The sequence below is a fragment of the Halodesulfurarchaeum sp. HSR-GB genome, from assembly GCF_031432215.1.
GTDB lineage: Archaea > Halobacteriota > Halobacteria > Halobacteriales > Halobacteriaceae > Halodesulfurarchaeum.
In genome coordinates, this window is the sequence record NZ_JAVKGN010000001.1 from 1,778,669 (window position 1) to 1,802,587 (window position 23,919).

General features: G+C 63.7%; 25 protein-coding genes. 14 read left to right on the plus strand and 11 right to left on the minus strand.

Annotated elements, in window-relative coordinates:
- Positions 1 to 7 precede the first annotated feature (7 nt).
- The gene (locus tag RH831_RS09430) at positions 8 to 1,279 is read right to left on the minus strand and encodes an anaerobic glycerol-3-phosphate dehydrogenase subunit C (RefSeq protein ID WP_310553936.1); all 1,272 of its coding nucleotides are present in this window, start codon (positions 1,277 to 1,279) and stop codon (positions 8 to 10) included.
- On the minus strand, positions 1,276 to 4,245 hold the full coding sequence (glpA, locus tag RH831_RS09435; protein ID WP_396275465.1) for an anaerobic glycerol-3-phosphate dehydrogenase subunit GlpA: 2,970 nt from the start codon (positions 4,243 to 4,245) through the stop codon (positions 1,276 to 1,278). Before glpA ends, RH831_RS09430 begins: the two co-directional genes overlap by 4 nt.
- Here glpA and RH831_RS09440 point away from each other — a divergent pair.
- Positions 4,244 to 4,465: a hypothetical protein gene (locus RH831_RS09440; protein WP_310553938.1), complete on the plus strand. Its 222-nt coding sequence runs from the start codon at positions 4,244 to 4,246 to the stop codon at positions 4,463 to 4,465. The two genes, glpA and RH831_RS09440, sit on opposite strands and share 2 nt — an antisense overlap.
- A gap of 27 nt (positions 4,466 to 4,492) precedes the next feature.
- Here RH831_RS09440 and RH831_RS09445 read toward each other — a convergent pair whose 3' ends face one another.
- Positions 4,493 to 4,936 (minus strand): acyl-CoA thioesterase, encoded by a 444-nt coding sequence (locus RH831_RS09445; protein WP_310553939.1) that lies wholly within the window; start codon positions 4,934 to 4,936, stop codon positions 4,493 to 4,495.
- A gap of 84 nt (positions 4,937 to 5,020) precedes the next feature.
- On the opposite strand from RH831_RS09445, the gene RH831_RS09450 reads away from it, so the two are divergent.
- Positions 5,021 to 6,316: a TraB/GumN family protein gene (locus tag RH831_RS09450; RefSeq protein ID WP_310553940.1), complete on the plus strand. Its 1,296-nt coding sequence runs from the start codon at positions 5,021 to 5,023 to the stop codon at positions 6,314 to 6,316.
- A complete protein-coding gene (locus RH831_RS09455) occupies positions 6,313 to 6,903 on the plus strand; it encodes a metalloprotease (RefSeq protein WP_310553941.1) in 591 nt (196 codons plus the stop codon). The genes RH831_RS09450 and RH831_RS09455 overlap by 4 nt, the downstream gene beginning before the upstream one ends.
- A gap of 52 nt (positions 6,904 to 6,955) precedes the next feature.
- Here the strand turns inward: RH831_RS09455 and RH831_RS09460 are convergent, their stop codons facing one another.
- On the minus strand, positions 6,956 to 8,068 hold the full coding sequence (locus RH831_RS09460; RefSeq protein WP_310553942.1) for a glycosyltransferase family 4 protein: 1,113 nt from the start codon (positions 8,066 to 8,068) through the stop codon (positions 6,956 to 6,958).
- Positions 8,069 to 8,230: 162 nt separating this feature from the next.
- Here RH831_RS09460 and RH831_RS09465 point away from each other — a divergent pair, with 162 nt between their 5' ends.
- The 8 genes from RH831_RS09465 (at position 8,231) to purM (ending at position 13,905) form a co-directional block, all read left to right on the plus strand.
- The gene (locus RH831_RS09465; protein ID WP_310553943.1) at positions 8,231 to 8,632 is read left to right on the plus strand and encodes a hypothetical protein; all 402 of its coding nucleotides are present in this window, start codon (positions 8,231 to 8,233) and stop codon (positions 8,630 to 8,632) included.
- A 102-nt stretch (positions 8,633 to 8,734) separates the two neighbouring features.
- Positions 8,735 to 9,505, plus strand: coding sequence for a CDP-alcohol phosphatidyltransferase family protein (locus RH831_RS09470; protein WP_310553944.1), 771 nt, complete (start codon positions 8,735 to 8,737; stop codon positions 9,503 to 9,505).
- A 60-nt stretch (positions 9,506 to 9,565) separates the two neighbouring features.
- Positions 9,566 to 10,111: a phosphatase PAP2 family protein gene (locus RH831_RS09475; protein WP_310553945.1), complete on the plus strand. Its 546-nt coding sequence runs from the start codon at positions 9,566 to 9,568 to the stop codon at positions 10,109 to 10,111.
- Positions 10,112 to 10,351: 240 nt separating this feature from the next.
- Complete coding sequence (locus RH831_RS09480) at positions 10,352 to 11,374, plus strand: zinc-binding alcohol dehydrogenase (RefSeq protein ID WP_310553946.1); 1,023 nt, start codon at positions 10,352 to 10,354, stop codon at positions 11,372 to 11,374.
- Positions 11,371 to 11,766 carry a 6-carboxytetrahydropterin synthase gene (locus RH831_RS09485; RefSeq protein ID WP_310553947.1) on the plus strand — a complete coding sequence of 132 codons (396 nt, stop codon included), beginning with the start codon at positions 11,371 to 11,373 and terminating at the stop codon, positions 11,764 to 11,766. Before RH831_RS09480 ends, RH831_RS09485 begins: the two co-directional genes overlap by 4 nt.
- Positions 11,763 to 12,614, plus strand: a complete 852-nt coding sequence (locus tag RH831_RS09490; RefSeq protein WP_310553948.1) for a class I SAM-dependent methyltransferase — start codon at positions 11,763 to 11,765, stop codon at positions 12,612 to 12,614. The genes RH831_RS09485 and RH831_RS09490 overlap by 4 nt, the downstream gene beginning before the upstream one ends.
- A gap of 75 nt (positions 12,615 to 12,689) precedes the next feature.
- Positions 12,690 to 12,869 (plus strand): AbrB/MazE/SpoVT family DNA-binding domain-containing protein, encoded by a 180-nt coding sequence (locus RH831_RS09495; protein WP_310553949.1) that lies wholly within the window; start codon positions 12,690 to 12,692, stop codon positions 12,867 to 12,869.
- A gap of 55 nt (positions 12,870 to 12,924) precedes the next feature.
- A complete protein-coding gene (purM, locus tag RH831_RS09500) occupies positions 12,925 to 13,905 on the plus strand; it encodes a phosphoribosylformylglycinamidine cyclo-ligase (protein WP_310553950.1) in 981 nt (326 codons plus the stop codon).
- 1 nt (position 13,906) lies between these two features.
- Here purM and RH831_RS09505 read toward each other — a convergent pair whose 3' ends face one another.
- Complete coding sequence (locus RH831_RS09505; RefSeq protein ID WP_310553951.1) at positions 13,907 to 14,446, minus strand: CBS domain-containing protein; 540 nt, start codon at positions 14,444 to 14,446, stop codon at positions 13,907 to 13,909.
- 39 nt (positions 14,447 to 14,485) lie between these two features.
- On the minus strand, positions 14,486 to 14,845 hold the full coding sequence (locus tag RH831_RS09510; RefSeq protein ID WP_310553952.1) for a DUF555 domain-containing protein: 360 nt from the start codon (positions 14,843 to 14,845) through the stop codon (positions 14,486 to 14,488).
- Between the two features lie 249 nt (positions 14,846 to 15,094).
- Here RH831_RS09510 and RH831_RS09515 point away from each other — a divergent pair, with 249 nt between their 5' ends.
- Both RH831_RS09515 and RH831_RS09520 read left to right on the plus strand, forming a co-directional pair.
- On the plus strand, positions 15,095 to 15,265 hold the full coding sequence (locus RH831_RS09515; protein ID WP_310553953.1) for a hypothetical protein: 171 nt from the start codon (positions 15,095 to 15,097) through the stop codon (positions 15,263 to 15,265).
- 60 nt (positions 15,266 to 15,325) lie between these two features.
- Positions 15,326 to 16,114: a VOC family protein gene (locus RH831_RS09520; protein WP_310553954.1), complete on the plus strand. Its 789-nt coding sequence runs from the start codon at positions 15,326 to 15,328 to the stop codon at positions 16,112 to 16,114.
- On the opposite strand, the gene RH831_RS09525 is transcribed toward RH831_RS09520, so the two are convergent.
- A complete protein-coding gene (locus RH831_RS09525; protein ID WP_310553955.1) occupies positions 16,111 to 17,259 on the minus strand; it encodes a PAS domain S-box protein in 1,149 nt (382 codons plus the stop codon). The genes RH831_RS09520 and RH831_RS09525 overlap by 4 nt on opposite strands.
- Positions 17,260 to 17,383: 124 nt before the next feature.
- Here RH831_RS09525 and psmB point away from each other — a divergent pair, with 124 nt between their 5' ends.
- Complete coding sequence (gene psmB / locus RH831_RS09530) at positions 17,384 to 18,118, plus strand: archaeal proteasome endopeptidase complex subunit beta (RefSeq protein ID WP_310553956.1); 735 nt, start codon at positions 17,384 to 17,386, stop codon at positions 18,116 to 18,118.
- Here psmB and RH831_RS09535 read toward each other — a convergent pair.
- From RH831_RS09535 to RH831_RS09550, 4 genes are all read right to left on the minus strand, one after another.
- A complete protein-coding gene (locus RH831_RS09535) occupies positions 18,115 to 19,644 on the minus strand; it encodes a hypothetical protein (protein ID WP_310553957.1) in 1,530 nt (509 codons plus the stop codon). The genes psmB and RH831_RS09535 overlap by 4 nt on opposite strands.
- Positions 19,645 to 19,690: 46 nt before the next feature.
- Entirely contained in the window at positions 19,691 to 20,341 is a 651-nt protein-coding gene (locus tag RH831_RS09540; protein ID WP_310553958.1) for a glycosyltransferase family 2 protein, read from the minus strand.
- A gap of 61 nt (positions 20,342 to 20,402) precedes the next feature.
- Positions 20,403 to 21,485, minus strand: a complete 1,083-nt coding sequence (locus RH831_RS09545) for a DNA topoisomerase IV subunit A (protein ID WP_310553959.1) — start codon at positions 21,483 to 21,485, stop codon at positions 20,403 to 20,405.
- On the minus strand, positions 21,482 to 23,869 hold the full coding sequence (locus RH831_RS09550) for a DNA topoisomerase VI subunit B (RefSeq protein ID WP_310553960.1): 2,388 nt from the start codon (positions 23,867 to 23,869) through the stop codon (positions 21,482 to 21,484). Before RH831_RS09550 ends, RH831_RS09545 begins: the two co-directional genes overlap by 4 nt.
- Positions 23,870 to 23,919: the final 50 nt, after the last annotated feature.

Sequence of the window (23,919 nt, forward strand, 5' to 3'; positions counted from 1 at the left end):
TAATGACTTAGACGTTTCGCCGCCCGTCGAGGCCCGCCGAAAGCACCTCGATCGGGTGGATTGTCTCCTCGTCGGTCCCGTGTTCCAGTTGCATCCCGCAGGTCGGGCACTCGGTGAGCGAGGCCTCGGCCTCGACTGCCTCGGCCGCCGCGAAGAGATCCTCGCCGATCGCCATCGAGTCTTCGTAGCGCTCCTCCTTCCAGCCGTAGGTGCCGCTCATACCCGAGCAGTCGTCCCCGAGATGAGCGACCTCGACACCGGCCGCTCTGAGGGCCGGTAGTGCCGCCCCATCGACGCCCTGATCGCGGGCGTGACAGGGGGCGTGATAGGAGAGGGCGTCCGGGAGCGCGGCCGAATCGAGTTCGAGATCGGCCAGTTCGTCCTGCATCCGCAGGTACTCGACGGCGTCGTAAGTGTTGGCCGCGAGGCGATCCACACCATCGACGTCGAACTCGCGGGGGTTGGTCTCGCGGAGGGTCAGCGAGCAGGAAGTACAGGTGGCGATGACGTCATAGCCCGCCTCGATGTAGGGTTCGAATGACTCGACGTTTTTCCGGGTGACGCGCTCAGCGTCCTCGAGGTGGCCGTTCGCGACCATGGGCGCGCCCGAGCAGCGCTGTTCTGGCACCCGAACCTCATAACCCAGGTGCTCGTAGACCCGCACCAGTGATTTGCCGACCGCGGGCTGGTGGTAGTTGGCGTGATCGCCGTGGAAGTACGCCACGCGCTTTTGCTCGCTCTGGACCCGTGGCCCACCCCGCGCCGCCCACCATTCCCGGAACGTCTCCTGAGCGAATTCGGGGGCCTCCCGTTCGGCCGTGATGCCCAAAGTCGACTCGGCAAGCGAGCGAATTACGCCGTTGTCCATGAGCCAGTTCGAGAGTCGGGGGAACCGACTGCCGATTCGGGCCAGCAGCCCGTAGTTCGCGAGCAGCCGATCTCGGAGCGATCGGAGGCTCAAACCCCGCTCCTCGACGTGCGTGGCCCGCGCCTCGGTGTGCAGCGCCATGAGATCCACGTCGGCGGGGCACGCCCCGTGACACTGCAGACAGTTCGTACACGCCGCGATGGAGTAATCGACCGAAACCCCACCATCTCGGAGTCGCCACTCCTGGGGCCCCTGTGATTTCGGACCCTGAAAGTCCGCATTGACCGGCGTCACTGGACAGACCGAGTCACAGATGTGACAGGAGTGACAGGGATCGGTACGCGAGCGGTTGCGTGGCGGCTCGTGAGTGATTTCGGGAAGCTCCGGAACGCGAGGCGCGGGCGAACTCATCGTATTGCCTCCCGGGCTGCAGCCAGCCCAGCCCGTACGCCAGTCACGATAGCAACCCCCGCTTTCGAGTGCTCCGTCGCGGGATCAAACCCGCCGAGAATCGAGCCCGCAGCGCGGAGGTTCGGGTACACGTGATCGTGGGCCACGAGCGGTCGCCAATCCGAATCGACCTGCAACCCAGCCACGTGCTCGCGCTGATACGCGACCGGCAGGTCGAAGGCAACCTCCCGAACCCCAGCCGGCTCAGCCCGCAATCCACCGGCGGCGACACCACCCGTCGCGAGGACGAACTGGTCGGCCTCGTACCGCGGGCCATCCTGCACGTCGAGGGTCGTCACTCGATCCTCACCCCCGAAAGTCACGTCCCCAGCGCGTCCCCGCACTTCGATCCCATGCGAGCGCACTTCCTTATCCAGCCGATCGGCGAGTCGAATACCGGCAGCACTCGGGGCCGGAATCGGGACTTCGAAGACGGCGACATCGAGTTCGGCTTCCAGGTGGGCCCGGATTTCGGGCGTCTCCGAAATGCCGAGCACCGCCGGGAGCCCGATTCGGGGCTCGCCCTCGTGAACGTCCGCCAGCGCAGCTCCGAGGGCTGTCCGAGCCGACTGCTCCCCGGGCCAGCGTTCGTCACGATCGAGGGCCCGTGCGAGTCGGCGAACCGGACGATCCGGCGCGGTCGAGCAGAGCTCGATCGTGGCCCCACGGACGTCGTACGGGACCCGCTCCGAGAGCGTCCCGCCCAGGAATTCGGCGGATAGATCGGGGACTGATTCGAGGCTGACAACAAGGGTATCTTCCCGTCGCGACAGCAAGCCGGGTTCGAAACTCGGCGGGTAGCGAGCGACGGGAAGCGGTGTGCCCACCGGAGAGGGAACCAGTGCGTTCGTGTCCGAGCCGGCGATCGCTTCGCCCGCGATGACGTCGAAGCGGTCGAGTGCGTCCCGGATTCCGTCGGGACCGGCGATCCGAAGCGGGTGCCCCTCGGGAAGCGAGTCAATGGCTTCGAGCGGATTCGCGAGCGGCCCGGTGCCATCCGGAAGATAGCCCAGGAGGTCCACCATCCCGGAGATTCCATCGGGAGTGAGCGTCTCGGGAGCCACCAGGGCGACCGAGGCACCCGCCTGGCTGGCTGTCAATGCAGCCATTCGCCCGGCGAGTCCACTGCCATAGACGACGACGTCGTGATCGGGGCGCTGGCTGGATGGGCCACGCTCCACTGATCGAGAAGGCTGTTCGGTATCCGAGCCAGTTGCGAAATCCGAGAGCGAAAGCGGGGCAGAAGCGGGGCCAGCAGCCAGATTCAACAACCGGCCTCGCCGAAGCCGGTTCCGCTCGATCTGGGCGTGTTGTTCGGGCGAATCGAGGCGTCGCTGGCCACGATCCCGTTCCGTGACGAGTGCTCCGAGTTCCGCGAAAGCAGTGTCGGCCCCTTCTGTTTCGGCGAGCGAGCCAGCAATACGGTGGGCACAGACCCCGCCCTGGCAGGGGCCCATCGTCGCCCGTGTTCGGGATCGCACCCCACCGAGATCCGCGCCCACCTCGTCGATCGCATCGCGAACTTCGGCGTCGGTCACACCCTCGCACTCACAGACTACCGGGTTCGGCTGGGCGTCCTCGAGCACCTCGGCAGTCCGATCACCCAGACGCGTCGCGGATCGATAGGCGACCGAATTCCGAAGATCAAAGCGAGAGGCGACTGCGTCCCAGTCCGGCTGGCCGGTACTGCCCGGCAGTGGCTCGTCGGCAGTCCGGCACGGCGCGTCGATATCGAGCGTCCCTGCGACCGCGTCAGAGACGGCCTCGGCCATCAGTCGATAGGTGGTGAGCTTCCCCCCGACCACCGTCGTCACCCCGGGCAACTCGTCCCGGGTGCCGTGATCGAGGACCGCAAAGTCTCGCCCCGACTCGCCCCCATCGTCGGGATCGTAGAGCGGACGTACGCCCCAGTAGGTCCGGATGAGTCGAGTATCAGCCAGTTCCGGAACCAGCTTCGCCAGTTCCTCGCGAAGCAGTTCGATCTCGGCACGCGTTTCGCTAATCGCATCCGGCCCGTCGATCGCTCTGTCGGTGGTGCCCAGGATGGCCGTCGTCTCGTGGGGGACGAGGATGTCTCCTTCATCAGTTGGGCGACAGCGATTGATCACCGTCCCGACCGGGCGAGCGTTCGTCACCGCCATTGCCCCCTGGGCCGGGGCGAGCGGGACGTCGACCGCGAGGTCGGCGAGGAGTTGCCCCGCCCAGGGGCCAGCGGCGTTGACCACGTGGTCGGCCCGGATGGTGCGCCCCTCCTCGGTTCGCACCCCAACGACCTGGCCGTCTTCGACCAGCAGCCCGGTGACCGCCGTATCGGTCTCGATTTTCGCACCGTGATTCGCCGCGCTCTTCGCGTTCGCGACGACCAGCCGGAAGGGGTCGATGGCCCCATCCGGAACGCGAAAGGCACGGTCGAGGTCGTTACTCAGAGCAGGTTCGAGTTCACGGGCGGCTTCGGGCGAGAGTTCTTCGGTCGGGATACCCAGCTCGCGGCAGGCGGCCAGCTTCGAGTCGTAATAGTCGGGGTCGTCCTCGGGGAGGGAGACGAAGAGCCCGCCAGTGTCCTCGATACAGTGACTCGCAATCTCCCGGAGGATGGCGTTCTCGTGCAGACACTCCTCGGCGGCATCCGGATCAGAGAGGGCGTATCGGGCCCCGCTGTGGAGCAGACCGTGCATCCGACCCGAGGTGCCGCCAGCCAGTCGATCCCGCTCCAGGAGAGTTACGTCCGCGCCACGCATCGCCAGGTCGCGAGCGACGCCAACCCCGGTGACCCCGCCGCCGACGACCACGACCCGTTTTCCCATTGGCCGTGAGTGGTCGGGGTAGTTCCTTGACTGTACCGCACTTCGAGTATGGAGTTTGCATGGGCCGCCCCGGCCTGTTCCACCTGTAGATTTTTCTGCTGTGGGAAACCCACCATGAGTAATGCCGTCGAGAAGCGCATCTTGGTTTCACGGCTACGTCGCTTGGTATCTTCGGGGCGCTATTTGGTTCGTCCAGACCGCCGTCGTTGGGCTGGCGTTGGTGGCCATTCTCGGTACGAAGGGACTCGCCGGGACGGCCGGCATGATTTTGACGGGGCTTTTCGCTGCACTCCTTCTGTTCAGGCAGGTGGACATGCACGTCAAGCAGGAGATAGCGGATTGAAATCACGGGGTAGCCACAACACACTCCTCAATCGTCCTCCGAATCACTCAACGCCGCCTGTTGCAGTCGTTCACCCTCCTCCGAGTCGATTTGCAGTTCCGGAACGGGGGAAGGCTCTCCGCCCTCGTCGACCGCCACGTAGACGATATCCGCCTCGCTCGCGAGTTCGCCCTCACCGGTTCGCATGTCCTCCTTGAATGCCTCGACGCGTACCTGGACAGAAGTCTCGCCGGCCTCGTAGACGTAGCCCTCCACGCGGACGGCATCATCAACCTCGATCGGTTGGACGAAGTCCACGCTGTCCATGTGGGCGGTCACACACCACTGGCCGGCAAAGCGGACGGCAGCCATCCCACCGACCTCGTCCATCCACTTGACGATCGACCCGCCGTGGGCGGTGCCGAGGTGGTTCGCATGCGAGGAGCGGACGACCCAACGGTTCGTAATTCGAGTCGAGAGCAGATCGGGCATGGAAAGGCGTTTTCTCGGGGCCGAATTGAGTCTGTCGACCAGCGCTCGTCATCCCTTTACGTCCCGACCCCTTCACCCCGTACAATGAGTAACGGGAGCCCAAAGACGGACACAATCGAACAGGGCTCCGTTCGTGTCGTCGGGACGGCCCACGTCTCCGAGGAGAGCGCCGCAGAGGTCGAGTCGGTGATCGAGGCCGAACAGCCTGATGTGGTGGCCGTCGAACTCGACGAGAACCGCTACCGGCAGTTCAAGGGCGAGGACCCCGAAGACATCGACCCCAAGGAACTGCTCCGGGGGAGTGCAGCCTACCAGTTTCTGGCCTACTGGCTACTCTCCTACGTCCAGAAGCGGCTGGGCGACCAGTTCGATGTGGAACCCGGCGCGGACATGCGGGCCGGGATCGAGGCCGCCGAACGAATCGGGGCCGACGTGGCGCTGGTCGACCGGGACATCCAGCTGACGATTCAGCGCTTCTGGGCCGGCATCGGCCTGCGAGAGAAACTGGGCCTGCTCTGGGAGTTGACCCTGGCGATCGCCGGAGTCGGCGGACAGGAGGCCGAGGAGTTCGAACTCGAGGAACTGACGGACAACGACGTGGTCACGGCGATGATCGAGGAGTTCCGACAGTTCAGCCCCACGGCGGCCGAAACGTTGATCGACGAGCGGGACGCCTACATCGCTCACAACCTGCACGACCTTCGGGCCGCGGGCCTGGACGTGGTGGCGGTCGTCGGAGCCGGTCACGAGGCGGGGATTCTGGAGTACCTCGACTCACCCGAGACCCTGCCCCCGAAGGACTCCCTGGAGCAGCGGCAGTCGAAGCGATTCTCGCTCAGGAAGGCCTTCGGCTACGTGCTCACCCTCGGGTTCCTGCTCTTTTTCGCCCTGCTGGCGCTCTCCGGGGCTGATCAGCCCACGCTGCTTGCGGTCTTTGGCGCGTGGTTCCTGTTCAACGGGATCTTCGCGTTCACGCTGGCGAAACTGGCGGGGGCCCACTGGACCTCGGCCGGGGTAGGCGGGCTGGTGGCCTGGCTCACGAGCATCAACCCGCTGCTTGCCCCTGGCTGGTTCGCCGGCTACGTCGAACTGCGCCACACCACCGTCAACGTCTCGGACATCGGCCGGCTCAACGAGATCCTCGACGACGAGGAGTCCCCAATTCGCGATCTGGTCTCGAACATGCTCGACGTGGGGCTCTTTCGGCTGATCGTCATCGTCGCGTTGACCAACGTCGGCAGCATGATCGCGTCGGTGCTCTTTCCCTTCCTCGTCCTGCCACACATGGGCGAGGAGTTCGAGAGTGTCGGGGCCATCTCGAACGCGATGCTCGCGGGGGCCAGAAACGGCGCGGACATCCTCATCCAGGCGTTACTATGAGACTCGACAGTCGGGAAATCCGTGATCTGCTCGTGGCCTGGCTGGCCCTCGGCCTGGCCTTTGCGTTTTTCTTCGAGCGAGTGCGCCCGAACACGATCGTCCCCTTCCTCCTCAGTCCGTCCTTTGTCTCGGCGATGGTCGTAAGCCTGCTCACCGTCGGCGTGGGCTTTCTCCTGCACGAACTCGCGCACAAGGTCGTCGCGATTCACTACGGTCAGTGGGCCCGGTTCCAGGCCGATTACGGCATGCTCCTGGTCGCGATCGCCGGTGGCCTGGCCGGGATCGTCTTTGCGGCCCCCGGCGCAGTCTATCACCGCGGACGGCTCACGGACCGCCAGCACGGCCTCATCGCACTCGCCGGCCCGGTGACGAATCTGGCGCTCGCGGCCCTGTTCGTTCCGGTGAGCCTGTTCGCCCCGCTTTTGGGAAGTCGTGGTGTGACGATCAACCTCCTGCTCGCAGCCTTCAACCTCCTCCCGATCGGAGCACTCGATGGGGCGACCGTCCGGGACTGGAGTACCCCCGTGTACGTGCTCGCCTTCGTCCCGAGTCTCCTGCTCGCTATCTGGGCGATCTTCGGCTTCTAAACAGCCTTCTTTCAACGGTTAGCAGGCTCCCGCTCCCGAAATACAGAACCGATCACTGGTTCAGCGTCGCGTTGACGTGCTCTCTCATCTCCTTTTTGAACCGGTCCCGACCGAATCGATCCCGGGGGAGCGAGGGCCGGGCCCCGGTTTCGATCGCCCGTTCGATCAGGTCAACGGCGCCAGCAATCGAATCGAACAATCGATCGGAGCGGTCGTCCAGGATCTCCCGCTGGCCGCCGTGATTCGGTGCAAAGGCAATCATGCCGGCTGTGACGTACTCTGCAACGGACATGCCGAAGTGTTCGTCCCGTTTGAGGTTGAGCCCGTATCGGTGTGCGCCAAGCAGGGACTCGAGTCGATCTCGCGAGAGGTTTCGTTCAACAGTTACGAAGGACCGGTTTCTCGCTTCCGTCTCGACTCTCTTCACATACGATCGATAGGTCGGTGGCGCCGAGCCGACGATGTGCAAGTGGATATCGATCCCGCGCTCGCGGAGCCGATCGACGATTTCGATCGCCTGGAGGACGTTTTTATCCGGGGCGATCCGTCCCACGACGACGATTCCTTGCTCCCGTTTGTCCCACGGACGCCTGCTATCGATGGCGTCGACTGGTGGGTGAAACACCTGTGGCCGGACTCCGTATATCTCGACCATTCGGTCAGCGGTATACCCTGAATTCGCGAGTACGGTTGCCTGTTGGAGCGATTCCGTCTCAGGGCTACCGAGCCAACTCCACAGCCGGTTTAGTCGCCCCCCGGAAGCACCATCGAGTCTGTTGCGGTGGTACTGTGGATCGTGAACGTACTGGATCGACGGCTCGGGAAGTGCCATCTCGTTTGCAGTGCTCACCGCGAGATCGAACTCCGCGGCGTGGAACTGATAGTACCAGCTGACGAGCACGCTCCGGAGTGCCAATTGGGGGCCGAGACGTGGACCGAGTGCCGTAAAGGCCCGCCCAATCACCGAGTTCAGGGGCGGCCGCTGAACGTCGAGACCGGTTACGTCCGCGTCAAATCGAGCAGCGAGGACGGCCGGGTCCGTTTCACCGATGGTGAACAGGGTGACTTCGTGATCGCGCAGGATCCCTTCACAGGTGACAAGACAGACGACATCGGCCCCACCCTGAAAGTCGAGCGTGTTGTGGACCACGGCGACCCGAGCCATACAATTTCTAGTCAATTCGAGCGGTATATTGCTCCTTCCCTCACCCGTCGGTGGCCAACGTGCCAATCGGGCGGCCGTTTTCGACCGTCACCGTCGAACCTGGCCGCGGCAGGGAGGACCGACGACAGCACGACTATATGTTCTCCAGCCAAGGTATGTTACATGGCAACAAGTACATCGACAGAGGGGGGACTTCGGACAGAACCGTTGACCGGGCTCCACTGGGTCGGAATCGGTGCCGCCCTCGTGAGCGGCGCGATTCACCTCCTGCTCGGAATCAGGTTCTTTCCGTCCGGGTTAGGCATCAGCTTCCTGCTTGCAGGACTCGGATTTCTCGGTGCAATTGGGCTCGTGTTGCGTGGATATCGACGCCGGTTGGTCTATGGGGTCGGCGTTCCCTTCGTGCTGGTCCAACTCGTGCTGTGGTACGTCATCAACTTTGCCAGCGGGCCAAAGAGTTTCCCGGCCGATGTCGGCACCCTCGGGGCCATCGACAAAATCGCCCAGTTCGTGCTGGTAGGGGTTCTCATCGCCCTCTTGCGTTCGTCAGCTACCAACGGCTGAAGCCGGTGGGCTTCCGCGCTGTTACCGCTGTGATTCGATGCAACGCACCCCGACGTTGATCCGGTCGAAACCGTAACGATGTGGGGGCCAGAAGTGAAATTGATGGACCAGTCCCCGAGTCGGTCACTCCCCATCAGTATTGAAGTGGGGATACCGTTTGCGGGTGCCATTCTACTCACCTTCACGCTCCGGACGCTCTATCCACTGGAGCGGGTTGACACCGGCGTCTTGGACCCGGCGATCCTCGCCGGGCTCTTCCTGGCTTTACAATGGACGTACGTCAATCACTCCCTCGTTCCGGAAGCGGCTACTGACCGACTGTTGGGCGGGGTACTCGGGCTTGCGAACACGTTGACGTTGCTCCGCGGGACGCTGTATGCAGTCGTCGCAGGGTTCATCGTCGTTCCACCCAAGCCGCCCCTCGTCTGGGTGCCAGCGGTGGCATACGGGAGCGGCGTCGTCCTCGATAAACTCGACGGCCTGATCGCCCGGTCGGTCGGCGAGGAGACGTCCCTCGGGGAACGACTCGACATGGCATTCGACACGTTCGGATTCGTGGCCGCACCGCTCGTGGCCGTCCTCTGGGAGTTCTTGCCGGTGTGGTATCTCCTTCTTTCAGCTGCCAAATACGTGTATCGCGGCGGGTTGGCCTGGCGACGACAGCGGGGGCAGCCGGTTTTCGATCTGCCCGAAAGCGCTCTTCGAAGGTATCTGGCCGGGATGCAAATGGTATTTCTCACCATTGCGCTCGTGCCGGTGGCACCGAGGAGCTACGTCTTGGCTGGCGCGCCGTTCGCGTTAGCCGCTTCACTGCTGGTTTTCGCGAGGGACTACCTCGTCGTCACCGGTCGGCTCTCCCGAGAGGTCACATAGCAGATTCGGTGTCCCTGGCAGCAAAACCATGTACCTCCGGCCTGAATCAGCGAGTATCCAATGGTGCAGGTCGTCCACGAACTCGTTGAACTCGTGCTGTGGTTCGACGCCCTCGCCGTCGATTTCGTCGTCGCAGTGCGAAGTCCGCTGTTGACGAAAGTCATGAATTCGGTGACGGGGCTCGGGTCGGCGGCCGCCGGGATCGTTTTTCTGGGTCTGTTCTATCTGGCCGACTGGGAGCGAGAATTCGAATTGACGCTGGTTTCACTGACACTCAGCGCGATAATCGTCGCCACGCTGATGGGGACCGTTCAGCGACCATTTCCGCCACACCCGGTCTGTCTGACTGGTAGTGGCGAGACGATTGCGCATTCGTTTCCGTCCGGGCATGCAGCGGCGGTCACAGTCTACGCGATGGTGGCATCTCGGTCGAACATCCTCCCGACACTCATCACGACGGTGTTTGCCGTGACCGTGGCCTTCTCCCGTGTTTACCTCGGGACACATTTCCTGTCGGATACAGTGGCCGGGGTCGTGATCGGAATTGGCACCGTCCTGCTCGCCGAACGAATAGTGGCTTCCGACCGAGTGTTCCTGTTCGACTGACCGATCCACCCTTCGATACGTCTCCCAGTCGAACCCCTCAACAATCCGAACTGTAATTAGGTATCCCGACACACGGTGTAATGGTGCAACGTTGATGCAGGGAAACCGGGGAGCAAGCGACCATGGGGCGTGGCCTGGGAGTATGATAGACCAGTGCATTGCTGACAGGACCTGTCCAGGGACCACAGCGAACCGACCAACCGACGGTCCGATCCTCGGGGCCGGGGTGTGCCCGAACTAATGGACCGAACCTCGCTTTACTTTACCGGCCCCGAAACCGTCGAACTCCGGGAGACGTCGACGACCCGCTCGGATTCGGAAGTCATGGTCGAAACGCAAGTGTCGGCGATCAGCCCGGGGACCGAACTGCTGATCTACCACGGCGAGGCCCCGACGGATCTTCCGGCCGACGAATCACTCGACGCGCTCGATGGCGATCTCTCCTATCCGTTGCGCTACGGCTATGCATCCGTCGGGGAGGTGATCGAGACGGGTTCGGACGTCGACGAAGAGTGGCTGGGACAGACGGTCATGGCATTCAACCCCCACGAGACACGGTTCTGTGCTCGCCCCGCTAACCTCATCCCGGTCCCGGAGGACGTCGACCCCGTGGAAATGGCCATGTACCCGACCGTCGAGACGGCGACGAACTTGATTCTCGACGGCGCCCCAAAGATGGGCGAGCGCGTCGCGGTTTTCGGTGCTGGGGCCGTGGGCCTGAGTACGATCGGGATTCTCGCCGGGTTTCCGCTGTCGGAACTGCTCGTCGTCGACCCGCTCTCCTCGCGTCGTGATCGAGCAGAAAAGATGGGGGCTGACACCACCGTCGCCCCGGCCGAACTCTCGACGAGTCGGTGGAGTGACTTACCGGGTCCCGATGGGGCCGATCTCGTCTACGAGATCTCGGGCAATCCCTCGGCGCTGGACCAGGCCCGGGCACTTGCGGGCTATGACAGTCGCATTATCGTGGGGTCCTGGTACGGGACCAAACCGACCACGCTTGCACTCGGTGGGGAGTTCCATCGGGACCGCATCTCGATCGAATCGAGCCAGGTGAGCACACTGTCACCGACACTTCGCGGCCGGTGGACCTACGACCGCCGCACGGCGGTGGCACTGGACAACCTCGAATCGTTGCCGGTCGAGTCGCTCATAACCCACCACATTCCATTCGAGGAGGCCCCACAGGCGTATCGGCTCCTCGACCAGCACCCGGCTGAAGCCCTCCAGGTCCTGCTCACATATCAGGAAGACCACCAATGACCGACCACACATACGAACTGACCGTCACGCGCTCGTTCGTCGCACAGCATTTCCTCACCGTCCCAGATCCGGGCGCGGAGGGGGACCCACATAGCCACCAGTACACCGTCGAGGTCCAGTTTGGCGGTTCTGAGTTAGGGGAGTACGGCTACCTCGTCGACATCGACGCGGTCGAGGCGATCCTCGATGAGCTGGAGGGTCGCTATCGGGATCAGTTGCTCAACGACCTCCCGGAATTCGAAGGGCGCAACCCGAGCGTCGAGCATTTCGCCCGCCTGTTCGGTGATCGGGTCGAGCAGGCCCTGACGGATCCAAACCCCGATTACCTGCAGGTACGGATGTGGGAGGACGACGTTTCGTGGGCGAGTCATTCCCGACACCTCGAGACATGAATCACGTGGATCCCCGGTATCTAGAAGCCAAACGCTCACTCGATTCCCGTGCCCGATCGCGTCGTGTCCGTGACCAACTGCTTGCCGCACTGCCCGAGGATCCGAGCATTATCGAGATCGGTTGTGGCACGGGAACGCTCCTGCCGCAGTTGCTCCAGTGGGGTGTCGATCGTGGCAGGTATCGGGGTATCGACACGGCCGAACGTCTCATCGCGTTCGCCCGAGACGCTCGAGCGGCCGAATTTCGTCACGAGGGAATTCCAGTTACAGAACAGGAACACGGGTTCACCGTCGGAGACCTTTCAGTTACCTTCGAGCAGGCCGATGGACTCGAAGTCTTGGAAACCACAGCGGATGTGGACCTCGTCATCGGGCACGCGTTTGGGGATCTCGTGGCGGTGCCGAAATTAGTCACAAAACTCGAATCGGCGCTTGCACCCGGGGGACTTGCCTACCTCCCGATTACGTTCGACGGCGGGACGATCTTTCAGCCCGATCATCCCGCAGATCGAGCAGTCGAACAGGCGTACCACGAGGCCATCGACGCCGAGCCCGGACGGGACTCCCGGGCCGGGCGACATCTCGCCGAGGCGTTTCGCCGGGGAAAGGGAGACCTGCTCGGGATGGCTGGCTCGGACTGGATCCTCAGACCCCACGGCGGGACCTATCCCGTCGACGAAGGGTACGTCCTCCGGACAATTCTCGATTTCATCGAATCCGCACTCTCCGAGAGAACATTTAGTGACAGAGCGGACTGGCTCGCCACCCGCCGTGGGCAACTCGCTGCCCGAGAGCTAACATACGTGGCTCATCAATACGATCTGCTGTATCAAATGCCGCGTTCGTGATTGTCGGTTTCACAGCAAAAGCCCCGACACAGCCTTCGAAAACTTATCATCTATTGCGGAATTCAGTACGGACAAATGAGCGACCCTGTCTGTGCCGTGAGCAGCGTGCTGGGGACGAAACTCCCGATTCCGGCCCGAATCAGGGCGGCACTCGACCTCGAAGACGGCGACCAGCTGCGCTGGGAGGTCGAGGACGAAAAGACAGTTCGGCTAACAGTCGTGCCGGAGCCGGATGGAACAGTCGACCTGGACTGAGCCAGCTACCGCTCGGACCGTAGCGCTTTTCGCCCCCGGACACCCCGCTCAGAGCATGACCGAGGACGAGGAGATGACCTACGCCGAGGCGGGCGTCGACATCGAGGAGAGCGAGGCCGCGGTCGGGGCACTCGTGGGGGCGATGACAGACGTCGAGGACACGACCGCCTACGCGGGCCTGATCGACATCGGGGATCGCTATCTCGCGATGACCACCGACGGGGTGGGCACGAAACTCCTGGTCGCCGAGGCCCTAGAGGATTATTCGACCATCGGCATCGACTGCATCGCAATGAACGTGAACGACCTCGTGGCCGCCGGCGTCACGCCGGTCGCCTTCGTGGATTATCTCGCCGTCGACGAACCCTCCGAGACGATGAGCGCGGAGATCGGCACCGGACTGGCCGACGGGGCGAGTCGCGGGGGCGTGAGCCTCGTCGGCGGCGAGACAGCAGTCCTCCCGGAGGTCATCTCCGGATTCGACCTGGCCGGGGCCGCGGCCGGGCTGGCGACTCCGGATCAGTTGCTCGACGGCGAGGCCCAGGTCGGTGACAAACTCGTGGGCATTCCCTCCAGTGGGGTGCACTCGAACGGCCTCACGCTGGCCCGTAAAGCCGCCACGGCCGATCACGAATACGACGACCCTCTCCCAGGTGAGGATCGAACCATCGGCGAAGCGCTGCTGGAGCCCACACGGATCTACACCTACCTGCTGGATTCGATTCACGCCCACGACGTACACGCGGCGGCTCACGTCACCGGCGGTGGCTGGACGAACCTCTTTCGCATGGGCGAGTTCGGCTACGAGATCACCGATCCCCACCCAGTCCAGCCAGTCTTCGAATTCATCCAGGACGCGGGGAACGTCTCCGAGGAGGAGATGCACCGGACCTTCAACATGGGCACGGGCTTCGTGGTCGCCATCGATCCGGCCGACGCCGAGGCATTCGTCGCAGAGACTGACGGGCAGATCATCGGCGACGTGACCGAAGGCTCGACAGTCGAGATTCACGGGTGTCGCTTCGACCCCGAGTAGGTTAGCTGACGCGAGCGGCCACGTCGGCCTGGGTGATGATGCCCACCGTCGTCCCGTCCTCGGTGACCATCACGGCCTTGTAGTACTCCAGCAGACTCCTGATCTCCGAGAGGACGGCATCGGGGGAGATCGTCGGAAAACTCTCGCTCATGATCTCACGGACCTGTTTCTCGCCGACGGCCTCGCCGGCCTGAATGACGTCGGAATCGCTGATCGATCCGACCGGAACCCCCTCCTCGATGACCGGCAACTGGGAGTACCCCGCCTCCTGCATCCGCTCGACTGCCAGACTGACCGGATCGCCGGGGCCCACGCTCACCACGGTCTCGTGCATCAGACTCTCGGCCCGAATCACCTCGCCCGCGGCCGCTTCGAGGGCCTCGACGATGCGCCGGAGCGTCGAGAGCCGCGGGTCGACGTCACCGCCCTCGATCCGGGCGATCAGCGGCTGGGAAACGTCCGCCCGGTCGGCCAGTTCCCGCTGGGTCAAGCCGAGCGTGGTGCGACGTTCCCGCAGGTCCTGGGGCGTCGGTAGATGCATACCGGGCTATAACTGGGAGTTATTGATAAAGGTTCGGGGTTACTCCTCCTCGTCCTCGGCTTCCTCGATGACCTCGATGACCTTCAGCGGAACGTCCCGCAGGGCCCCACCGACCTCGCTTTTGGCGATGCGGGAGGCGTGTTCGTCGCTCTCGGCGTTGAAAACGGTCATCTCAAGCTCCAGTCCGACCAGGGCTGTATCGGCGGCCAAGAAGGCGGCGTCGAGAGGCTCGCCACAGGCGGGACAGCTCGTGAGCCCCGGCTGGACCTCGACGTACTCCAGATCGGCTTCGTTGAGTCGCTTGCCAGCCTCGCTGACGGCCACACCGATCGCGTCGTCGGAGTTCTCCACGTCTCGCACCAACCATGCCGCTTCCATCGCGACCACGAAATTTGCCATGTCAACTGCATCGAGGCGGAGCAAAAGGTGTTTTGCGGTTTGATTCGGTGGCGCACCTTCACCGAAGGTTCCGAATAAGTAATGGAATACCTTCGGATGACCCCGGCGAAGGCCACCCCAGTAATCGGCGATTTGCGAATCTGATTTACCTTCATCCAAGTTCACTTGAACCCGCAGACAGCGTCGGGGTGACGGGCCGGGCGAGGGGCGAACACTTATATACACCCGCAGCGGATCGCCGGGTATCCGATGATCCAACGGGTCACCCGGTTCGCGACGTTGACCGCCTACCAATCGTCCCTCGCCGTGGGAATCGGCCTCATGCCGATCGCCCTGCTGGCGCGGAAACTTGGAGTGACACTCCCGGTCCACCGCCTCGTCGAGCGCACGGAAGCGGCCTACGAAGCGAAAACGAAGTAACGAGACCCGACACCGTTCCCGAGCACCGAGGTTTTCACCGTCCAAGCCCTGCGGACAGGTATGAATGGCACACTCGATCACGTGATGGTTCGCGTGTCGAATCTCGCGGATTCGGTCGACTGGTATCAGACTCACCTCGACTACGAAGAGAAGGGCCGCCACGAGGGCGACGGGTTCACCATCGTGTACCTGGGGCCAGCGGACATGCACCCGGAGAGCGCGATGCTCGAACTGACCCACAACGAGGGCGAGACGCCCACGCTGGGTGACGCCTGGGGACACGTCGCCGTCCGGGTGCCCGAGGGCGAACTCGATTCGGCCTACGAGCAGCTAATGGACGGCGGCGTCTCGGACTACCGCGATCCCGAATCGTGCGGTGGAAAATACGCCTTCGTCAAGGACCCGGACGGCCACGAGATCGAACTCGTCGAGCGGGACCACGGCCGGCTGTGGAGTCTCGATCACACCATGCTCCGCGTCGAGGACGCCGATCAGGCCATCGGGTTCTGGGGCCGGAAATTCGAGTACGAACTGGCCGGTCGGTGGGAGGCAGATACCTTCGCGAACTACTTCCTCGAACCGGCGGGGGCAGCCCCGGAAGCGATGTCCGTGGAGTTGACCTCCAACTACGACGGTCGAACCTACGATCATGGCGACGCGTGGGGTCATCTGGCGATCCGAGCAGACGACCTCCTGGAAGATTGGGAGCAGTTGCTGACTCGCGAGGCACCGGCGTACCGACCGCCCTCGGAGAACGAGAATCGCTATGGGTTCACCAAGACCCCGAGCGGTCACGAGATCGAACTTCTCGAACGAGATCCCGACGCCGACTCGCTGTTCCCCTTCTAGCGGGGAAGCTGAATGCGAACGAGGGCCCCCTCGGCCTGATTTTCGAAGGTCAAATCCCCGCCCAGTTGATCGACGAGCCAGGTCGCCTCCCACAGGCCAAGGCCCATCCCATGTTCGAGTTGTTCTTCCTGAGGACGCTTGAGCGCCTCCAGTTCCGTCTCCGGGATGCCGGGACCGTCGTCCTCGATTTCGATCCAATACTGGGAGTCGGTCCGGTCGGTGCGAACGGTCACGGACGGCTGCTCGGCCTCTGCGTGCCGGATGGCGTTGGTCAACAGTTCGTCGAGGGCGATCTGAACGAACTGCGGGTTCGACGATAGTTCGGCGTCGGCGATCGACTCGACCTCGATCTGTGCGTGTTCATATCGGGATCGAACGTCCTCGATCGCCTCCCGGATAGTCGATCGAATCGATTGGTCGCCCGTTTGCTCGTGGTCGGCGTGAATCGCCTCCTCCAGACGACGGGCCCGATCTGCCAGATCCAGTAGATCAAGTCCCGAGGCCTCGATGGTCTGGAGCCGCTCGCGGGCCGCCGTCGGGAACTCCCGCCAGGCGGTATAGAGGGTGCGCAGTTCCTCGGGGAGCATGGTTGCATCAAACGAGCCGTCGGCCGATCGTTCACGGAGCCGTTGATCGACCGCGTCGAGTTCCGACTCCAGTTCGACCATGCGTTCGAGGACGAGATCCACGTTGCCCTGGATGATGTTGAGCCGGTTGCGGATGTTGTGTCGCAGGATCCGGTTCAGCACGCTGGCCTGTTGCTGGTACTGTACCCGCTCGGAGATATCCCGGACGCTCGCCAGCACCAGGGTCCGGTTGTCGTGTTCGATGGGGGCCAGACTCACCTGGATCGGGAACGTCGATCCGTCGGCCCGCTGCCCCTGCAGTATCAGTTCAGTCCCCATGGGCCGTCGCTCGGGAGCGTCGAGGTAGGAGTCACGAAGCCCAACGTGTTCCTCCTCGTAGCGGTCCGGGACGAGAATCTCGATCGGCTCGCCCAACAACCGGTCGGGCGCGTAGCCAAACATCTCCTCGACCCGTTCGTTGAGGTCTGTCACCTGGCCGGATCCATCGACCAGCAGCAAGCCGTCGGGGATCTCGTCGATAAACTCGGAGAAAGAGAGGGCAGACTGGAACGATTTCATGGGGGGTCATTTGTCCCGGTCGATCATTGTTCTTTGGACGGAGGAATCCGCAAGGGGACAACGGATCCCGGCGGGATCGCCCGAAAGAGTGCATTTATGTGTCGCACGAGGGTACACGGGAGTAATGTTTGACCAGCAGGAGCATGTGACAGCTGGCCCTCGCGGCGAGGTCCCGGATCTGGAGGTCGGAGATCCGTACGCACCGGAACTCGGCTCGTTCCCCGAGAGTGACGTCTCCGAAGCCGATCTGGAGAACGTGACGAAGACCGGCACCACCATCGTCGGCGTGACCACCCCCGAGGGGGTCGTCATGGGTTCGGACATGCGTGCGAGCCTGGGCGGCCGGATCGTCTCGAACAAAGACGTGCAGAAGGTCGAAGAGATCCAGCAGAACGCCGCGCTGTCGATGTCCGGTTCGGTGGGCGGGGCCCAGTCCTACATCCGCTCTTTGCGTGCCGAGGCGAGTCTCTACGAGGCGCGTCGAGGCGAGAACATGTCCATTCACGCCCTGGCGACGATGGCGAGCAACCTCCTTCGTGGCGGTCCCTTCTTCAGAGTCGTCCCGCTGCTGGCCGGGATGGACGAGAAGGGTGCACACGTCTACAGCCTCGATCCCACGGGGAGTTCCCTCGCCGACGATTATTCGGCCCAGGGCAGCGGCATGCCTTACGCGCTGGGGGTCCTCGAACAGGAGTACACGGACGACCTCACGATGGACGAGGCCGTCACGGTCGCCGCCCGCGCCATCGATTCGGCCACGGAACGTGACACGGCCAGCGGCAACGGCATCCACATCACGAAAATCAGCCGCGAAGCCGTCGACATCGTCGGCCACAAGGACGTCAACGACCTGCTCTAGGGACGGGTCGAGCCGTCAGTGTCGAACCAATCGGAGAAGCTTCCCGAAAGCAGCGTCCGTCGCTGGGTCTGAACGTAGGTCTCCTGCATTTTTCCTACAGCCGTCTCGAGGTCGGCCCCGTCCTGGAGGTGTTCACGAACCCGATTTCGCTTCCAGCTGGCCGGCGTGATCTCCTGTCTGACCCGACGACGAAGCGGCCAGAGATATCGAGCGGCCGTCTCGCCCGTGAGCCCGCGGCGGCGGAGTCCCGCCTGAGCCTGCTCCAGGAGGTCACCGAAGATGGTGTCGATCTCCGTGGCCTCGGTCCCGTCGGCCGTAAGGTAGGTAAGATCAGCCCGGAGTCCATCCCGCATCGCGGCATAGAAGTTCTCCCGGGCGACGTCCCACGGGAGGTCATAGAGCGGGTGTTCGTACTGGCGCATCTGTTCGAGCAGCCCCGCAAAGGCTGCCTGAAAGGCCACGCTGTCCCGGACTGTCGGCTGGGCGGGGATCGGCCGGAACTCGATGCGGGCGTTGGCGTCGGTCCGAGAGGCCCCCTCGAAAACCGGCCGAACCCACCGCCAGAAGGTGCCGTGTTTCATCCGGAAGTGGGCGAATTCGTCGTCGAACCGGCCCGTCTTCTCGACGGCCATCGGGACGAGCACGTCGTCCTCGGCGATGGCCGTGATGGCGTCTTCGACTGTCCCGATGTCCTCCGGGAACCGAACCTTGCCGTCCCGGCCGGGGACGTTGAGCACGCTCTCGAAGATGTCGATCCGGTGTTCGTCATAGCCGTCTTCCAGCACGGCATAGGGGTCCACGTCCTCGTAGAGGTCAGGCGGCAGAAACGGCGAGTTGACCCCCAAAGCCAAAAGCGGCCCGGCAACCCGGACCGCATAGCGGAAGTACTCGGGGAGGTCAGTCGCCCGGGGGACCTGGTAGTGTGGCTGGATGGAGGTGATGAGACTCTCCGGCATCACCGTCTCGGCTTCGAGGGAGACGTGGGGGACATCGATGGTCATCCCCGGTTCGATCGCCGTATTCGCCATCGCGTGATACCGGGCGGTATCCGACATGTTCGTGGCCAGCGTGAGCCCCTCGCGTTCCACCTTCCCCGTGAGGTACTCCCGGGTCGACTCCCCGGCCGGCGGCCTGGTCCAGATGCCGTCGCTCACCAGGTGTAGGCCCTCGGCGTCCATCGGCCGGGCCGCGGCGTCGATTCGAGAGCGGACACTCGCCTCCTGGGCCTGGAGACCGGCGTCGTTCAGCGGGTCGGGGAAGGTCTGCATCTCGGCGTTGTGCAGACCCAGTTCCTTCTCGAAGCCCACGTATTCGAGGAGCCGTCGGGGAATCCGCGCCAGTGCCCCGTCGTCGTCCACGGCGTAGAACTCGTACTCCAGGCCGACGATCGCCTGGGGATTGTCGAAGGTTCCGGCCTCGACTTCGGCCGTGATGGTCTTTGCGTCCTCGTGGACCCGATCCTGGAACGTGTCCGGGTCGACGGCGAGCACGTCGCCGACCGCCGTGGCGAGGTCCGGTTCGGACATGAGTCTCCCCTTGGAACAAGGGATACATATACCCGACGGCTGCGCTTCACCGTCTCTCAGCCGAATCGGCCTCTCGCACCCGCCACAACCACCGACCCACCCACACTAGCTGGGGGAGATGCCCCCAGGCAATAGAGCGGGGTTTATCGACCGCAACAGTCGGCGTGGGAACTTCCGCCAGTTTCGCCCCACGGGCCTTCGCTTCGAGGGCGAGCGTGCCACAGGTGCATGCCGTCTCGAGGGCCAATTTCTCGGCCACCGACGTCCGAAGGGCTCGAAAGCCGGTCCCGGTATCCGAGATGTCCACAGCCAATCCGGCGAGCCGATTCAATAGCCGTTCAGAGGGGCGGGGAATTCGATCCCGGGCCCCGAACACCACGTCCGCTTCGCCCGATCGAATCGGCTCGATCAATCGCGGGATATCCGCCGGCCGGTGCTCCCCGTCTGCGTCCATCGTCACGGTCACCGCCCCGCTGGCTGCGCGGAATCCGTCTTTGAGGGCGGCAATGTAGCCCTGATTTTCCGTGTGAGAGATGACGGTCGCACCGGCAGCTTTCGCGACGGCCGCCGTATCGTCAGTCGAGGCGTCATCCACGACCAGAACCTCGTTTGCTTCTGAAAGCGCTTCGACGACCGGCCGGATTCGATCAGCCTCGTTGTAGGCGGGAATGACGACTGAGACGGAGAGATCGCTCACAGAAGAAATTCAAGCTCAGACCGGCTTAGAAATTCGGGTCAGAAAAGCGAGAACCAGACACCTAGATGACGCCCATTTCGTCGAGCCGTTCGGGCAGGTAGGTGTCGGTCACGAAGTCGAGTCCCCGCGAGGCCAGGGCCTGCTGTTCGGCCTTCTTCTCGATGTCGAGTTGGAGTTCGATCTGCTCGGTCCAGAAATCGGTACTAAAGCGGGGGTCCTCCAGTTCGCTCTCCAGGGCGTTCACGTCCGAATCCGAGAGCGGGTCGGTCGGCAGGTCGTACTCCACGATATCGACCGGGCGGATGCCCACGAAGTCGGCCTGTGGCGTCGCGAGGTACTCCGAGAGATGCGCACTCTTGATGGAGCCGTAGGCCACCGACCCGTAGATCCGGTAGGACCACGGGTCACCGTCAGTGAAGACCGTGACCGGGAGGTCGAGGTCGTCGTGCAACCGTTTGGTGATCCGGCGGGTCGCCCGGGCTGGCTGGCCCTTGAGGTGGACGATGATGGCGTTGTACTCGTCATCAAAGCCGTTCTCGATCAGGCGGTCCCGCATCCCGCCGGTCTCCACGGCCATCACGAAGTCCGCGTCGTTGTCCAAGAACTCGATGGTGTCGGGGTTGTTCGGAATCTGATAGCCCCCTTCGCCGACGTCCTCCTGGCAGTGGATCTCACGGTCGCCACGGCGAGTCTGCTCACGGAGCCGGAGCGGGCCCATCAGGGTCGCTCCCGATTCCTCGGGGCGCATGTGGAAGTCCTCACGTTTCACGCCGGAGACGATCTCCAGGTCCTCGACCAGGGAGTTCGACTGGTCCTGTGAGTTGAACTGGGCCTCCTCCTCGTCCCAGGACTCGCTGAGGTAGTACAGTTCCCGCAGGGTCGAGGAGCGGTCCTCGTCGAGCTGGTTGGCGAGGAACTCGATGGTGTAAACCGCCTTGAGGAGCTTCCGTGCCCCGCGGACCGAGTTCGCGCTTCGTGAACTGCTGCGGTCGCCGTAGACCCACACGCCGGCATCTTCGTCGAAGATGATGTTTGACTTCGACCGGGTCGGCACGTCCATGTGGGGGATTTCGCCCAGTTCGAACTGGTCGTAGAACTGTGCCGCCAGGTCGATCAACTTCTCGCGGGCCGCTGTCTCACTCATTGTATCACCGTCAATTTGGCCTCCTCGATGCCAGACACCTGCATGTCGAATTCAGCATCGGCTTCGATCTCGTATTTCAGGGTCGCTTCGCCGCCGCTCTCGACCGCCGGCTTCCAGGTCAGATAGTACTCGCCGTCCATCTCGACCACCTCACCGGCACTGAGGTTCTGCGGTTCGCCGGTGACGATCTCGGTGACCTCGAGGTCCGCGGTGGCCGAGTCGTGGTTCTCGACCTGGAGTCGGACCACGTTGCCCTCCCGCTCGCGCTCGACGAGGACGTTGTTCATGATCCGGGCCAGCGAGTCCGAGACGTCGACCGGCTCGCGCTGGGTGATCGTCGAGACCTTCGCGGCCATCGTGGGGAGGATGTCCGCGATAACGTTCTGTTTCTGCCGGCGTTTTCGCATCGACTTTCGCCTGTTGAGATGGGATTTGAGATCCCGGGCGGCCTCCCGAAGGGCCAACTCGAGTTCGTCCTCGATCTCCGGGACGTTCGCCACGGCGTCCTTGGACTCGCTCGTGAACGGCACGTTCGTGGACGCGACGTGAATCATGATGACGACCGGCCCCTTGGGGATTCCCGATCCCCCCGGCTGGTCGAGCCCGTAATTGCGCCAGTTGATTCCCTTCACGACGTCGGTCATCGCACAGGCCCCGCGCTGGTAGACCAGCGGCACCCGGTTCGCAAACCGCATGAGTTCGGCCGTCTCGCCACCGTCTTCGATATCACCGCCGTAGGCGATCCCGGCCTCGGCGATGAAGGGATCGCCACCGTGGACCCCCGCATCCCGGGTCGCGGCGGTGTAGAAGTCGGCGTCGAACTCGCTTCGGAGTCCGGCCTCGATCTGGTCTTCCGTGATCGGCGAGAGACAGTCCGAGGGCGGGGCCATCACGTCGACCGAGCCCATCCCGTCGAGCAGGTTGCTGGCGGCATCCCGATCGTCGGCGAGTGTCCCGGGCGAGGGCAACTCCTCGTCCACGGGGGCCATCCCGTCCCAGAGCGCCACGAGAATGTTCTCGCGGGCCGTCTCACCGAAGGTTTCGTCGTCCATCTCCTCGGTGAGATCCGCGGCGCGGTCGATAGCCGACCGCAACGCGGCCTGGGTGAACCGGTCCCGATCAGCGTCGGCGATCTGGCTCGCGAGACGCTCTGCCAGCGCGTCGATTGCGGCATCGTCCTTCCGGGTCGTGGTCACCTCGTCGATCGTGCGATAGAGCGCGCCGCGGCGATCGTTGGTGAGTGCCGTCCAGGCCGCTTTTTCGACGTTCGTCCGAACCGTCTCCCCGAAAGCCCGCCCCGACTCCGCGGCCAGGTCGTCGGCGACCTGATCGACGATTTCGGCGAGTTCGGTCCGGCTCACGGGTCGGTGCTCCTCGATGGCCCCCGCGAGCTGATCGCCGAATCGCCGTTCGAGGTCCTGGCCCTTGTTCGAGATGGCGTCGACGACAGCCCGGGCCAGGTTGCGGTCCTCGTGATCCTGTGGCGGGTGCCAGCGGAACTCGCGACCGAACTCCCGGTCACTGAACGCGGCGATGATCGAGTCGGCGGTCTTCTGGCCGACCCGGGTGAACGCCGTCTGGAGGAAGCCCCGAATCGTCCGGGAGTCGGTACTGTCGAGCATCTTGAGCAGCGTCCCGATCTCGACGCCGTGGGGGTGGGGCCGGATCTCCTCGGTTTCGGCCGGCAGGGACGCCCCCTCGGCTCGCTCGGACTTGATGTGGGCATTCGGCTCCCGGAGTTCGATGCGGGCGTGGGGGTTGACGACCGCAGTGTGGCGGATGTAATCGTGAAGCTGAGAGCGGGCCCGCATGTTCGCCTCCATGTCGAGTTCGATGCGGGTGCCGTGACTGCGATCCCAGGTCGTGGTGGTCTCGGTCCGGATCTCGGGTTCGTTGCTGTCGGTGTCGATAACCAGCTCGAAGTAGTGGGCCTCATCCTGGCTGGAGGTTCGGCTCGTGACCTTCGCCGGTTTCCCGGAAGTCAACTGAGAGTACAGTACAGCCGCTGAAATTCCGATTCCTTGCTGGCCCCGACTCTGCTCACGCTTGTGAAACCGGGAGCCATAGAGCAGTTTGCCGAAGACCTTGGGCAGTTCTTCGGCCGTGATGCCCGGGCCGTTGTCCTCGATGATCAGTCGGTAGTGGTCGTCGACCTCCCGGATTTCGACGTAGATGTCCGGGAGATAGCCCGCCTCCTCGGCGGCGTCAAGCGAGTTGTCGACCCCCTCTTTGACGGCGGTCACCAGCGCCCGGGCTTCGCTGTCGAAGCCCAGCATGTGCTTGTTCTTCTCGAAGAACTCGGCGATCGAGATCGACCGCTGGTCGGCCGCCAGGTCATCGGCGATCGCGCCCCCTCCGGATGGTGTCGAATCGAAAGCCGTCATTCGCTTGTTTGGGGTTCCGCGCCCCCACTCAAAAACGTCCCGATACGGGG